This is a genomic window from Pseudoalteromonas sp. meg-B1 (genome assembly GCF_003173795.1).
GTDB lineage: Bacteria > Pseudomonadota > Gammaproteobacteria > Enterobacterales > Alteromonadaceae > Pseudoalteromonas > Pseudoalteromonas undina.
In genome coordinates this window covers 550,233-565,870 of record NZ_QGQU01000002.1, presented here as the reverse complement: position 1 = coordinate 565,870, position 15,638 = coordinate 550,233, and the positions used below count along the sequence as shown (strand labels likewise).

Sequence of the window (15,638 nt, the reverse complement as noted above, 5' to 3'; positions counted from 1 at the left end):
GCTTGTTTATAGTTAACTAATTGCAAGCCAAACTCCTACTAGCACCATTAAACTTCCCGCAATACGGTTCATCCACTTAATGTTATTGCCTTTGGTTAAAAATAACCGCAGGCTTTTACCACCTGTTGCGTAAATCATCATACAGATAAACTCTGAGAGTAAAATAATGGCCACCAGCACCGCTAATTGCGGCGCAACACTGTATTGTACGTTAATAAAAGGAGGTAATAAGGAAATCATAAACGCCCATCCCTTTGGATTGGCAATGGCGGTTACAAACCCCTGTGAAAATAATGAATATTGGCTCACGGCTGTTGTGTTATGCGTATCAACCGACATTTTTCCTTTTGCACGCCACATATTAATGCCAATGTAGATTAAATAAGCGCCACCTAGCCATTTTAAAATATCAAATGCGCTGGGGTAATTAAGCATTACACTGGCAACACCTAACACTGCGGCTACCGCAACACTGGCGACACCTAATAGCTCACCAATCATCATCCATAAAGTTCGGCGCACACCTATGCTCATGCCTAAAGTCATGGCCAGTGTCATGCACATACCCGGAGTAATAGACACAAAAAAGAACGTAGGAATAAATACCGCAAGTGCAGCTACATCAATCATTTAAAGCTCGCAATAGGTTAATAAAATGGTGTTAATTATGAATGAAAGGGTAAAGGAAAAAAGCCAAAGGTGAAATAGCTTCCGATAAATTAGAAGTAATAGCGTCGAGACTCGGGCTACGGGCAACGAGCTTAGCCCAAGTTAGCAGCGCAGTATTTCGCGCTGCCGAACCTCGAAGCCCTGAGCTCGAAACTCTTAGCAAATTAATTTACTGTTGTTTCAGTGTCTACTTCGTTATCACTTAACAAATACTTATCAAGCCACTGCTCTTGCTCCCACAGTACATGTAATAAGCTTTTACGGGCACGGTAGCCATGAGCTTCGTAAGGAAGCATCACTAAACGCGCTTCTTTACCCAAGCCTTTAAGCGCTGCGTACATACGCTCACTTTGCATTGGGAAAGTTCCCGAATTCGGATCTTCTTGACCGTGGATCATTAACATAGGTTCGTTAATCTTCTCAGCATGGAAAAACGGCGACATGTTTGCGTACACACTTTGTGCTTGCCAAAAATCACGTTCTTCACCTTGAAAACCAAACGGCGTTAATGTGCGGTTATACGCACCACTTCGGGCAATACCAGCCTTAAATAAGTCGCTATGCGCTAATAAGTTAGCCACCATGAATGCACCGTAAGAGTGCCCTGCAATGGCGATATTATCTTTATCAGCAATACCCTTTTCAACCAGTACATCTACCGCTGCTTTGGCGCTAGAAACCAGCTGTTTTCTAAAGTGATCATTTGGCTCACTACCATCAACACCTACAATCGGCATTTTAGGATCGTCAAATACCGCAATTCCTTTAGCTAAATAAGGCATTGGGCCCCAGTAACCTATGTAGGTAAATTCGTATTCTGATTCGCGCACTTGTGAAGCAACCGCTTTATCTTTATATTCAAGTGGATATGCCCACATCAGAACAGGTAAAGGCCCTTGTGTTTTGTCATACCCTGGCGGTAAATAAAGCGTACCTGAAAGCTCAACACCGTCATCGCGGGTATAACGTAATTGCTCTTTAGTCACCCCTTTAAATGCTGGATACGGATGCTCAAATTGGGTCAGTTGCGTTAAGCTATCTTTATCTAAATCGCGAATAAAAAAGTTAGGCTGCTGCGTTTTAGATTCACGAATAGTGATAATACGCTTACCTTCATCGTCTAATAAAGCTCGCACTCGCTCGTAGTAAGGTGCAGCCGATTGCCATACTCGCTTAGTGCTATTTGTTTTTACATCATATTGATCTAAAAATGGAATATTTCCTTGCTCAGATGCACCGTTACCACGAAGGTAAATGTAACGTCCGCCTACGACTTTTATAACACGCGTGCCTAAGTCGTTTCGTTCATATATGGCACTACCTGGATCTTTATAGGCATCATTGTAGCTTCGCTCTGAAAATAACACGCGGTTACTATCAGCGTTACGTGGTTGAATTACATAAGTGCGCACTTGTCGGTCACTAAAGCGCCAATCACTTAGCATGGCAATGTTGTCATTACCCCATTGTATGCCTGCAAAACGACGCTCTACTTTGGCAAATAATTTAGGGTCGCGTTTAAATGGTGCTCGTAAACTATAAAGGTAGTCATGATGCTCAACCTCAGTTTTCATATCGCCGCCATCTTGCGCTTCGGCCCAAATAACCTCTGCGCCCTGATCGGCACGCCACTCAAAATCACGACGACCAGTGCGAACACTGTCATACCCTTGTGGAATGTTGTCGGCAAGGGGTTGCTTTGCCAGCTCGACTAATGCATATCCACGCATTCCCCATATTTGCCATGTAGTTGCAAAACGGCTGTAAGGGACTTGATACGAAAATGGCTCGTCGATGGTCGCGACTAAAATATTGGTTGAATCAGGCGAAATTGAAAACGATTTAAATAAGCCAGCACGGCCAATTGGCTGTGCTTTACCATCAAGCGTGATATACGCTAATTGACCTTGACCATAAAATTTAAATTGTGCTTCATCAAATGGGCTGGTTAATAAGTTTTGATAAGTACGCGCTGGGGCTTTTTCACCGCTACTTTGTTGAATAACTGGTACTGTGCTTTGGGTATCATTGGTTAATCTGGGTTTGTCTAAGTTAACCGCTAAATTCGCCACAATCGCTGTGCTATCGGGTAACCACTGATAAGGTGTAGCGGTTAATACTGAATTTAGTGCAAACTCATTTAACTGCTTTGCTTGCTTGGTTTTAACGCTATAAACCCAAAGTCGTGCGTTATCCGGTTGTTCAACAATAAACGCTAAATACTCGCTATTTGCTGACCAGCGAGGAGAGCGAATGATCCCCTGCGGCAAATTATTTACGTTAACCACAGTACCACTTTCTACATGCTTAAGTTCTAAAGCACTGTATTTGGCACTTACCCGTGAGCGTGAAAAGTTAGCTGGGTTGAGCTTTATTCCCGCAAGCTTAAATTCTTCTTTTGCCAGCTCATCAAGCGACACAACACGCTTGCGTTCAAACAAAGCCAGCCACTGTCCATCACTTGATAAAGAACTAGTTGGTGCTAACTTAGCATCTACAAGTGTAGCAAGCGCTGGTGAAGGGGTTTGATATCCTTGCTCTGCATAACTTGCAGGCAATAAAACAATGCAGCCTACTAAGGCAATTAACAGCCTAAAAGCATTCATGTTTTCATCCTTTTTATTGTTAAATATTACCGGATATATAAACACGTTTTGCACCATTCATAAAGTGTTAAGCTAAGTAATGACTTAAGTAGCCTGAATACGCTAAAATACACGCCTATTTACTCAACGCTAAAATTGGTTGTTTATGTCCATTAATTTGCAGCATTTTAGTTTTTCGAAATCATACTCTGCTTTTTAAATACCGTTACAGCTTTTAAAAATATACCACTGTGTTTGAGTCTGTTTTTCCATCAAATAATTAGAGAATCTAGCCAATGAAAAAAGTGCTGGTAATTGGCTATGTATGGCCAGAGCCCAATTCATCTGCTGCAGGTACGCACATGATGTCGTTACTAAATGCGTTTAGGACGCAAAACTGGGATGTTGAGTTCGCCACGCCCGCACAGCCTACCGAACACATGGTTGACCTTGCCGACTTTGGTATAACCAGCCAAAGCATCGCTCTTAACTGCGATAGTTTTGATGACTATGTTAAAGCTTACAACCCCGATTTAGTGATGTTCGATCGTTTTATGATGGAAGAGCAGTTTGGCTGGCGCGTAGATAAGCATTGTCCTAATGCGCTTAAAATTTTAGACACCGAAGATTTACAATGCCTGCGTAATGCACGCCATGAGGCGCATAAAGGTGAGCGCGAATTCAACCACAGCGATTTACTATCAGACATAGCTAAACGTGAAATAGCCGCTATTTTACGCTGTGATCTCAGCTTAATTATCTCAAGCTATGAGATGGAACTACTCAATGAAGTGTTTAAAGTTGAGCCTAGCGTGTTGCATCACTTACCTTTTATGGTTGATTTAAGTGCCTTACCTGAGCAAACTAAATCGTATCAACAACGCCAACACTTTATGACCATTGGTAATTTTAGACATGCCCCAAACTGGGATGCGGTACTCTATTTACAAAAAATTTGGCCGCTTATCCGCAAACAACTACCGCAGGCAGAATTGCATATTTATGGCTCTTATCCGCCACCAAAAGCCACCGCACTTAATAATCCTAAAACCGGCTTTTTAATTAAAGGCTGGGCCGATGATGCGTATGAAGTAATGCAAAGTGCGCGGATTTGCTTAGCTCCTTTGCGTTTTGGGGCAGGTATTAAAGGTAAACTTTTAGAAGCCATGATCATGCAAACCCCAAGCATCACCACGCCTATTGGCAGCGAAGGTATGCACAGCACGTTGCCGTGGCCAGGTGTGGTAACAGCAGATGTGCAAGCTTTTGCAGATGCCGCAGTCTCTTTATACAACAACGAGGCTAAATTTAGTGAAGCACAAGCCGCTGGCGGCCTTCTGCTTAATACTCTGTATGACAAAGTACAGTTAAGTGCTCAATTAATTGAAAAAATCGACTCAATAAGCAGTAATTTAGATGCTCACCGGATGAAAAATTTCACGGGTCAAATGCTCAAACACCATACCATGCGCAGCACACAATATATGTCGCAGTGGATAGCAGAAAAAAATAAAAAATAACATTAAAAATCACTAGACAGGCGGCGATTTGTGTTTAAAATCGCCGCAAATAAACTTGGGCAATTTTAGCATTATTGCCTATATTTTTAGCTTAGTTATTTAATAGTTGGTTCAAAACAAATTTGAAAACCGCAACGTTTACTGAAAAACGCAAATTTATCGTTAAATTGGGCAAAATGCTCCATAAATACGGTACACCTGCCTATCGCTTAGAAGCCCACTTAATGGAAGTGGCGACTTATTTAGATCTTAAATCATCGTTTGTTATGTCGCCCACGTCGGTTACCTTTGTTATTTGGACCGATGGCCATGAAGATGAATATACCCATGTTGCCCGCGTTGACCCTGGCGATCACGATTTAGGTTCACTTGCCGATACCGACGACCTAGTTAATAAAATGCTTAATGGTGAGCTCACGTTGCAAGAGGTTGATCAGCAACTTGATATTATTTTTGATGCCCCAAATCCTTATAACAGAGTGCTGACAGGCGTTGCCTTTGCCACCTCTGGCGGCGCATTTGCAATGCTTATGGGCACCAGTTGGAATGATGTTCTGTGGTCTGGGTTATTAACCTTTATTGTATACTTATTTGTATTGTGGTCGGCCCGTTCGAAACGTGTGGCTCACATGCTTGAGCCATTAGTGGCAATAGTGTCGGCTATTCTTGCTTGTGCTATTAGCGTTCATTTAGATGCACACATCAACATTCGATTAATTGTGCTTTCTGCCATTATTGTGTTTATACCCGGTTTAGCCCTTGCACTTGGCCTTGCTGAACTCGCAGCCAGACATTTAGTATCGGGCACAGCTCGCGTTATGGACTCATTTATGTTGCTGTTTAAGCTTTATTTTGGGGCTTTTATTGGTCTTGCTATTGGCTTTGCGGTCTTTGGGCAAGCCGATTTCGTTCAACCAGAGCCGTTACCAAAGTGGACTGCATGGCTCGCTATTTTACTTTTATGTAGTAGCTTAATCGTTATTTTTAGAACTAAGCTTAAACATGCAATCTGGTCTATTGCCTCAGGCTTTATAGCTTATGGCACCAGTATTGGGCCTGCTATATATTTAGATTTAAATTACACGTTAGGCACCTTTATTGGTGCATTTTCAGTCGGTGTATTTAGCAACTTATTTAACCGTGTTGCCAATGCTCCGGCCTCTATTGTAGCTATGCAGGGATTAATTGTATTAGTGCCTGGGAGCAAAACGTATATTGGTTTAAACTCACTAATTGAAGGCCAAGACTTTGTTTATGCAGATCATATTGGTCAGCAAACGTTTTTAATTTTCATGTCGCTCGTGGCCGGACTTATTTTTGCAAACGTGGCACTTCCTCCTAAAAAGAGTCTATAGATTTATGCGCGGTTTTAAGCCGCGCTTTTGCATAACTACAACATTAAACCTCCTCTTTTGAGGATTAATCGCATTTTTTAGTATATTGAGAACACCTTGCTATAATGGCTGAAATCTAATAAAGCAAAGGAAATAACAATGCTAAAATCTAGCTTAGCAATAGCAATTGGGCTTTCAAGCTCACTTGCATTTGCGCAATCAGCAATTACTGTTGAAGACATTCCAAAAGTAAAATCGGTAATACAAACAACCGTTAGCCCCGATGGCGACAGTGTTGCATTTACCCGTTCGTTACCTCGCACGCTTTACGTTGATGAAAATGGTAGTAATTACAGTGAGCTTTACGTTGTTGACGATAAAGGTGTTGAACGTCCTTTTATTACCGGTTCGGTTAATATTAAAAGCCTACAATGGTCAAACGACAGCAAAACAATTTACTTTTTAGCGAAATTAAAAGACGACAAATATACTTCGCTTTACCAAATACCTGTTGATGGCGGCCAAGCACAAGCGGTTATGTCATTAAAAGACACATCTATTTCAAGCTATCAGTTAAGCCCTGATAACAAGCAAGTCGCTATTTTAGCAATGCCAGCTGCTGATAAGTCAGAAAAAGAACTTAAAAAACTTGGCTTTAAAGCAGAAGTGTACGAGCAAGGCCTTAAAAACAAGCAGCTTTTTATTGTAGATTTAGCTAAAGCCGACAAGCCACTTACCCCTACCGCACTCAATGTTGATAACTACGTGAGTGACGTTAATTGGGCTGCGAATGGTGAAAAGCTTCTGGTTAAAACTCAACCTACTGCACTAATTGATGATAAATACACAAAATCGATGTGGCACTTGTTTGATATTGCCAGCAACAAAGTCACCTTATCGTTTAAAACTGAAGGTAAGTTAGGCGATGCCGAGCTTTCTCATGACGGTAAATACATTGCTATTTTAGGTGCAGAAGATAAGCACGACCCTGCAACTGGCCGCTTATTTATTGCCGATACTAAAACCGCCGAAATCACTGAATGGTTACCTAACTTTATGGGCCACGTTGTTGACTTTGAATGGTCGCATAAACGTAACACGCTTAACTTTATTGCCAATGTGGGCACAGAAAGTTTTGTTGCGAGCATTAAAACCGGCTCTAACAAATACAAGAAGCTCGTAAAAGAAGGCAAATTTATTGCCTCTGGGTTAAGTGTTTCTGATTCAGATAAAACACTCGCACTTCGTGGTAACACGGCAAAACACCCTAACGAAGTCTTTATTGTGCGCAGTAACAAGGCAAAGCGCTTAACTGATTCAAACAGCTGGTTAAACGACAAACGCTTTGCTAAACAAGAAACAATTACGCTTAAAGCGCGTGACGGTGTAGAACTTGATGGTGTACTAGTTTACCCACTCGATTATGAAAAAGGCACACGCTACCCACTAATTATGTCGGTACACGGTGGCCCTGAAAGTCATGATAAAAACGGATGGGTAACTAACTACTCGCGTCCTGGTCAAATGGGCGCTGCACGTGGTTACGCGGTATTTTACCCTAATTACCGTGGCTCAACAGGTAAAGGCGTAGATTACTCTAAACTAGGTCAAAACGATTACGCAGGTAAAGAGTTTGACGACTTAGTTGATTTTAAAAATCACCTTGTTGATATGGGATTAGTTGATACTAAACGTGTGGGTATTACCGGTGGCTCTTACGGCGGTTATGCATCAGCGTGGGGCGCAACAAAGCTAACCGAGCACTTTGCTGCCAGTGTTATGTTTGTGGGTGTAACTAACCAGCTATCTAAATTTGGTACTACTGATATTTCAAACGAAATGAACCTAGTTCATGCGCGTTCATACCCATGGGATAAATGGCAATGGTACCTAGAGCGCAGCCCAATTTACTGGGCTGGTCAATCTGAAACGCCACTGCTTATTATGCATGGTAAAGACGATCCTCGCGTTCACCCTGCACAATCTATGGAACTTTACCGTTACATGAAAGTGCAAGGTAAAGATGTTCGCCTTGTTTACTACCCAGGCGAAGGCCATGGTAACCGTAAAGTAGCGGCACAGTACGATTACAGCTTGCGTTTAATGCGTTGGATGGACAACTACTTAATGGAAGGCAAAAAAGACATGCCTGCATTTGAAATTGACCATGCAGCTAAATTAAAAGCAGTGAAAGACGCTAACAAATAAGTATTAGCTTAATACCAAAGGCCAACATAAATATGTTGGCCTTTTTGTTTGTAATGCCAGGCATGCTTAGTGGCAAAGCGCTGCTTATGTTACACTCTGACTAATTATTCTGATAACTGCTAATCACACTATTGCCATGTCAAACCCTGCTAGCTGCTTTACCACTTTTAATGAAAATATAGATAACCTTGCACTGCCTGAGCAGTTTACGTTTCCCTTTTATTATAAACCTCATCCGCTGGCCGTTGCCGCTGCAAAACAATTACAACAACAATTAAAAAAGCTAGATAAGGCTATTTTAGATACAGATGATATTGATGCCGGTAAAATGTTTGGCGTATTGGTTGTTCAAGATGAGTCGCAACAGCTAGGCTTTATTAGCGCCTATTCGGGGCAAATAGCGGGGATAGATGAGCAACTGCATTTTGCGCCAAATGTGGCACTTAAACATATAGACGATGCAGAGTTTAGTCAGCAAAGCCAAGTGATTAACGACATTAATGCGCAAATTACAGCCTTTCAAAACAGTGATAATTATCAACAAATTGAGCAACAATTAACGACTGCTCGCCAACACTATGAGCAACAACTTATCGCCAAGCAGCAAGCGATGCAAGTAACTCGAAAACAGCGAAAACAGCAACGGCAAGCCGCCGGCGAACAACTCAATAATGATGAGTTTGAAAAACTGAAGAACCAATTAGCTGGGCAGAGCATTGTTGAGAAAAAACAACTACAAGCATTAAAGCAACAGTGGCAAACACGCATTGCAGCGCTTGAACAGGCACAACTAACAATAGATGATGAAATTAACGGATTAAAAAAACGCCGTAAAGTACTCTCTAAAAATTTACAAAAAAAGCTATTCGCTCAATACCAGTTTTTAAATGCAAACGGCGAAGTGACCGATTTGAATGCAATTTTTGCCAAACTGCCCGAGCACACACCGCCTTCAGGCGCGGGAGATTGTGCCGCGCCAAAATTATTACAATATGCTTATAAACATAATTTAAAGCCCCTGGCTATGGCCGAATTTTGGTGGGGCGCACCGCCTAAGTCGGCAATAAGACATCATTTACATTATTACCCATCGTGCTATAGCAAATGCCAGCCTATTTTAGGGCATATGCTAGAGGGGTTAAATGTTGAAGACAACCCGCTCTTGGTCAACCCTGCACAGGGTAAAGACCTAACGATTGTTTATCAAGACGATGATTTGTTAGTGGTAAATAAACCAGCTGAATTTTTATCTGTGCCAGGCATTAATATTGACGATTCGGTATATATGCGAATCAAAACTCAGTTCCCACACGCTTCGGGGCCACTTATTGTGCACCGATTAGACATGTCGACTTCAGGGCTGTTAATGATTGCGTTAAATAAACGGGTGCATAAAGCACTGCAAAAACAGTTTATAGAGCGTAGTGTAGAAAAACGTTATGTTGCTTTAGTAGCGGGTAATATTGCTGCTGAGAGTGGTAGCATAGAGTTACCTTTAGTGCTTGATTTTGATGATAAGCCACGGCAAATGGTATGTTACAAAACGGGGAAGCCGTCATTAACAACATGGCAGGTACTGGAACGTAAAAATAATACTACCCGCTTACAACTCTACCCAAAAACAGGACGCACTCATCAATTGCGTGTTCACTGTGCCCACCACTTAGGGTTAAATACACCCATTGTGGGCGACACCCACTACGGTAAAAAATCAGACCGACTACATTTGCATGCCGAGTATTTAGCTTTTACCCATCCTATTAGTCATGAACGATTAGAATTTGAAGTAGCCGCTGATTTTTAAATCAGCGCTGCTTTTAGTCGAATCGGATTCTAAAACAGTGCCATTTTTTCATATTGCAAAGTAGGTAACTTTTACCGTTGCAATATAGAAAGATTTACCTGCATTATGCAAAGCCACAATCCAAACAATATAAATATCTATAAAATTCATACTGTTAAAAATTGGCATTAGCTTTGCTTTTATTGTTGTAAGTATTTATTAAAGCAACTTAAAGCGCCAATAAGTGCTTTAAGTCACACACAGTAAATGGGTTGCTAACCGCTTACTGTGCACAACAGAACTTCCTACACTCCCTGTGTACTTTATTGGTTATAGGCTAACGCTTATAACCATTTTTTTTGCTTATTATTTAACGGTAAATTTTACGTCTTGATCGCGTAATAAATAAAGCGCAAAACACGCAGCCCACATAGGCCATGCTGCAAAAAACAGTAAATTATTAAAGCCATCTATGTACTGGTTGTAAGAAGACAGCGTTGATAGTCCATGCATTATAAAAATAACACCGTAAGTAATACGTTTTTTAAAACCGACTAAAAATGCTATTACTAGCAATAATTGCAGTGCACCTAAAATATAAGCAATAGTATCGGTAGAGCCACTGATCCCATAAAAATGTTCAAAGATACGGGCGCTATGCCCCGGATTTACAAATTTATCCAGTGTCCACATTACCATAACTATGAAAACCCCTAAGCGCAGCGATAAAAGTGACCATTGCAAACGAGTTTGTACATCTGTATTGATTGAATCTGTCATAAAATTTCCTTAAAAAAGATATAAATAAACTAATTGGCAAGTAAGACCGTATAAGCGTATTTTTATTTTCAATTAATTAAAATTAAACCTAAACTGATCTTAAGTTGAGTTATTTAAAGGTACTATTATTTAAGCGCTAAGATAAAAAATAAAAATATTAGCAATTGATTGAAAGATATTTTTATCTGTCTTGGTCTTTTGTGTACGTCAACATATAACAATAGAGAAACACGATTTGAAATACACGTATTTAGCTTTAACCCTCGCCCCCCTATTAAATGTAGCTTTAGCTGCTCAGGCTAATGAAACAACTAGCTCTGACCCCATTGAGCGAATTGAGGTGGCAGGTCAAGCGCTTAAATCTAAAAACCTCTCTATTAAAAACACCACAGTAAACGGCCCTTTTGGCGACAACCTGGCTTTGCAAGACATAGCCCGCTCTGTGACCCCTATTTCTAAAGAGCTAATTGAGCAACTTAACATAACAACATTGCACGATGTTCTGGCAGTAAGTCCTAATACATACGCTGCAAGTGGTTTTGGTGCACCAAGTTTACCGACGATCCGCGGCCAGTTAGGTGAGTTATTTCAAGATGGTACTCGACGCCAAGCGGGTAATAATGGTTTTGGTGTGCCGTTGTCGTTTAATGCGATAGAGCAGATAGACGTAGTTAAAGGTGCACCGCCTGTGCTGTTTGGTTCAAGCCAACGTAACGGTGGCTTTGTAAACTTGCACTCTAAAACAGCGTCAACTGATCAGCGCAAAGGAAATGTGAAGTTGTCTGCAGGCAGTTGGGATAAGTATAGTGCCCAAGTAGATTACAACGCACCGATTGTTGAGGATAAAATTGGCTTACGTGTTAGCTATGAGCATATTGATCAGGGTAGTTATTATGACTATTCAGCTACACAAAGTGATAGCTTGTTTGCGGCATTAAAAATTTTACCGGATGATAAAAGCAGTTGGGACATTAACTTTGAACTGTACCAAACAGAGTTTACCGATAACGCTGGTATAAACCGCCCTACCCAAGCGCTTATCGATCATAATCTTTACATTACTGGTCAAGGGTTACAAGCGAATGGCAGCACAGTGCCTAGCGCAGGCTCTATTATATCGCCCACAGGGCAAGTCAAAATAGATACCAGCCGTGTGCTTACCGATCCTGATAATCTCAATCAAGCAACCACTTATTTAGTTCACAGTATTTATAAGCGCGCACTGTCTGATGTAATGTCGATTAAAAACATTAGTTACTTTCAACATTTGCAGCGCGAAGAAATAGCACAAAATAGTTTTGTTGAAATAATTGATGGCGCCGATACCGCACAAAACCGCACTGAACTCACGTATCAATGGAGCGATGAGCAGCAAACCTTATTCGCCGTTGATGTTCGTTATAATAAAGTCTTGGGTTACAGCCAGTTTACTACTGAAGCCGACACGCCTATTGATTTAACCGGCCCACTTTCAAACCGCCGCATTGCATTAACTGATGCACAAAAGGCACGTTTGGTAGAGCTGCGCCCAGGTGTATATGTATCCCCTGGTGGTCAGTACGATATCAACAATGATGGCAGTGGTGATTTTAACTTATCAGATACTACAGACTCACGCTCTTGGCAAACCGGCATTGCCATTCAACAAGACTCACAATGGACTGACAGCTTACGCACCAGTGCTGGCTATCGTGTTGATTACTATGATGTAGAAGCAAATGACCCGATTGCACCTCAAGGGCAAATAGCCGCTAGTGATAGCATTAACGATACCCTGCAATCAGCGCAGCTGAGCGTTAATTACTCAGTAAATGACGATTTAACCACTTATGCGGCAGCAAGTTATAACGAAGCCACCTCTAACAGCATGGCCGGCGGTAATACGTTAGGTGGTGAAAATACAATTAGCGCACAAAATTTTGCTACGGAAAATACTTTAGTCGAGTTTGGCGTGAAATATGCGCCAACACAAAGCGACTGGTATGCAGATGCTGCTGTATTTAGCCAACGCCGCAGCTTACGTAATCGCGATGGTAGCAATACTGGTATTCGTACGACCGGATTCGAAAGCCAAGTATTTTACGACGCTTACCCTTACTGGGTAAGCGCAGGCTACAATTACATTGATGCCCGTTATGATAACTCTGCGACAGGTCAAGACTCAGCTCAAATAGCCGATGCGTTTGATAATTCGCGTCCCGATATTATTGCGGGTAACAGCATTGGCGCACCAAGTTACACAGCTTTTTCGCCCTCAAACCGTCAAGTACAAGGGATCCCAGAGCAATCATTAAGCTTAAATGCTAACTATACAATAACTTCTCAGTGGCAAGCTGGATTTTCTGCCCTGTATACTAAAAGCTACCCATTGGATTTTTTAGCTACCGTATACATTCGCGATCAGCACACCTTAAATGTTAATACCAGCTATGCGTTTACTTCTGCAACTAAATTGAGGCTTGATGTAAATAATATTACCGATCAGCAAAACTGGCGTCCTGTATTTGAAGGTGGCTATTTTGGCGCGACACTCGCGTTCCCAGAATTACCAATTAACGCTAAGCTCACACTTACCCATAACTTTTAAACCGTTTGAGAGATAACATGTTAAAAAAATTAAGTTTGTTATTACTGGCGGCGATTGGTGTCGGTTTATTCTTTTTTTATGACCTAAACCAGCTCCTTACCCTCGACGGGCTAAAAGGGTCAATGGCACAATTTGATCAGTACAAAGCTCAATCACCGTTTTTGGTGATCGGGGGGTTCTTTTTACTTTATATATTAGTGACCGCGCTATCACTGCCCGGTGCAGCCATTTTAACGCTAGCCGCTGGTGCATTATTTGGTTTGGCGCAAGGGCTATTAGTTGCCTCGTTTGCCTCAAGCATTGGTGCTACGTTAGCATTTTTAGTGTCACGTTATTTATTGCGCGATACCATAAAAAAACGCTTTCCTGAACGTTTAGCCGCTATAGATACTGGGGTTGAAAAAGAAGGCGCATTTTACTTATTTACGCTTCGCTTAGTGCCTGTTTTTCCGTTCTTTTTAATTAATTTATTAATGGGTTTAACCGCTATTAAGTCATGGACTTTTTACTGGGTAAGCCAAATAGGAATGCTGGCGGGTACCTTTGTATTTGTGAACGCGGGTACTCAATTAGCACAAATAGATAGCTTATCGGGTATTTTATCACTGGATTTAATTTTATCGTTTGCGTTATTAGGGGTATTCCCGTTAATTGCAAAAACCCTGATAAATGCAATAAAAAAGCGCCGTGTTTATAAAAACTATACTAAACCCAAAACATACGATCGCAACATGATTGTTATTGGTGCGGGCGCAGGCGGCTTAGTCACCAGCTATATTGCAGCAGCAGTTAAAGCCAAAGTTACCTTAATTGAAGCCGGCGAAATGGGCGGCGACTGCTTAAACACTGGCTGTGTACCTAGTAAAGCTATTATTAAAAGTGCAAAAGTAGCCCAGCAAATGCGCCAAGCTGAAAAATATGGGCTACAAAACACGACACCGCAGTTTTCGTTTAAAAAAATAATGGCACGTGTACAGCAAGTGATTGCCGATATAGCCCCACACGACAGTGTTGAGCGCTACACAAACTTAGGCGTAGAAGTAATTAAAGGCTACGCCAAACTTATCGACCCGTGGACGGTGGAAATTAACTTAAATGATGGCGGCACGCAAACACTCACTGCCCGCACTATTGTTATTGCCACTGGCGCACGCCCATTTGTACCGCCACTTCCGGGTATTGAAGAAACCGGCTATGTAACCAGTGATACGTTATGGAGCAAATTTGCTGAGCTTGACGATGCACCTAAAAAGCTTGTTGTACTTGGCGGAGGACCAATTGGTAGTGAATTAGCACAAAGTTTTGCCCGTTTAGGCTCAAGTGTGACGCAAGTTGAAATGGCTGAGCGCGTTATGATCAAAGAAGATGTTGAAGTGTCAGCTTTTGCACACCAATCACTGACCGATAGTGGCGTTAATATTTTAACCTCACACCAAGCGCTGCGCTGTGAAGCACGCGAGGGTAAAAAGTACCTCGTGGTGAAACACAACGACACCGAAATTGATATTGAATATGATGAGCTACTGTGTGCCGTTGGCCGAAGCGCTCGCCTAGAAGGTTATGGCCTTGAAGAACTAGGTATTGAAACGAGCCGCACTGTAGTCACAAATGAATACCTTGAAACACTCTATCCTAATATTTTTGCCGCTGGCGATATTGTAGGACCGTATCAGTTTACACACGTAGCCGCTCACCAAGGTTGGTATGCTGCTGTAAATGGCTTATTTGGTAACCTTAAAAAGTTTAAAGTGGATTACCGTGTCATTCCGTGGACCACATTTATTGACCCTGAAGTAGCACGGGTGGGCATAAATGAACAAGAAGCGATTGAAAAAGGCATAGACTATGAAATCACCCGCTTTGAATTTGAAGAGCTAGATCGCGCCATTACCGAAAGCGCTAACAATGGTTTTATTAAAGTGATCACCCCTAAAGGTAAAGACAAAATCCTCGGTGTCACTGTGGTATCTGAACACGCTGGCGATTTAATTGCTGAATTTGTGTTAGCCATGAAACACGGTTTAGGACTTAATAAAATATTGGGCACCATTCACAGCTACCCAACATGGGCTGAAGGTAACAAATATGTGGCGGGCGAATGGAAACGTGCTCATGCTCCTGAAAAGGTACTTAACTTGCTGGAAAAATACCACGCCTGGCGCAGAGGCTAAT

At 41.7% G+C, this 15,638-nt stretch carries 9 protein-coding genes; 6 read left to right on the top strand and 3 right to left on the bottom strand.

Going from position 1 to position 15,638, the window contains the following annotated elements:
- Positions 1-12: 12 nt before the first annotated feature.
- Positions 13-630 (bottom strand): LysE family translocator, encoded by a 618-nt coding sequence (locus DK924_RS10935; protein ID WP_054201337.1) that lies wholly within the window; start codon positions 628-630, stop codon positions 13-15.
- A 203-nt stretch (positions 631-833) separates the two neighbouring features.
- Positions 834-3,275: a prolyl oligopeptidase family serine peptidase gene (locus DK924_RS10930; RefSeq protein WP_055011474.1), complete on the bottom strand. Its 2,442-nt coding sequence runs from the start codon at positions 3,273-3,275 to the stop codon at positions 834-836.
- Between the two features lie 275 nt (positions 3,276-3,550).
- Between DK924_RS10930 and DK924_RS10925 the strand changes: the two genes are divergently transcribed.
- The 4 genes from DK924_RS10925 to DK924_RS10910 all read left to right on the top strand — a co-directional run bounded on the left by DK924_RS10925 (position 3,551) and on the right by DK924_RS10910 (position 10,120).
- Positions 3,551-4,774, top strand: coding sequence for a glycosyltransferase (locus DK924_RS10925; protein WP_109875157.1), 1,224 nt, complete (start codon positions 3,551-3,553; stop codon positions 4,772-4,774).
- A gap of 122 nt (positions 4,775-4,896) precedes the next feature.
- Positions 4,897-6,129 carry a threonine/serine exporter ThrE family protein gene (locus tag DK924_RS10920; RefSeq protein ID WP_075169987.1) on the top strand — a complete coding sequence of 411 codons (1,233 nt, stop codon included), beginning with the start codon at positions 4,897-4,899 and terminating at the stop codon, positions 6,127-6,129.
- A gap of 138 nt (positions 6,130-6,267) precedes the next feature.
- Entirely contained in the window at positions 6,268-8,316 is a 2,049-nt protein-coding gene (locus DK924_RS10915; protein ID WP_109875156.1) for a S9 family peptidase, read from the top strand.
- 136 nt (positions 8,317-8,452) lie between these two features.
- Positions 8,453-10,120, top strand: coding sequence for a pseudouridine synthase (locus DK924_RS10910; protein ID WP_109875155.1), 1,668 nt, complete (start codon positions 8,453-8,455; stop codon positions 10,118-10,120).
- 345 nt (positions 10,121-10,465) lie between these two features.
- On the opposite strand, the gene DK924_RS10905 is transcribed toward DK924_RS10910, so the two are convergent.
- Positions 10,466-10,879, bottom strand: a complete 414-nt coding sequence (locus DK924_RS10905) for a hypothetical protein (protein ID WP_054201343.1) — start codon at positions 10,877-10,879, stop codon at positions 10,466-10,468.
- 235 nt (positions 10,880-11,114) lie between these two features.
- Here DK924_RS10905 and DK924_RS10900 point away from each other — a divergent pair, with 235 nt between their 5' ends.
- A complete protein-coding gene (locus tag DK924_RS10900) occupies positions 11,115-13,466 on the top strand; it encodes a TonB-dependent siderophore receptor (protein ID WP_109875154.1) in 2,352 nt (783 codons plus the stop codon).
- 17 nt (positions 13,467-13,483) lie between these two features.
- Positions 13,484-15,637 (top strand): FAD-dependent oxidoreductase, encoded by a 2,154-nt coding sequence (locus DK924_RS10895; protein WP_109875153.1) that lies wholly within the window; start codon positions 13,484-13,486, stop codon positions 15,635-15,637.
- Position 15,638 lies beyond the last annotated feature (1 nt).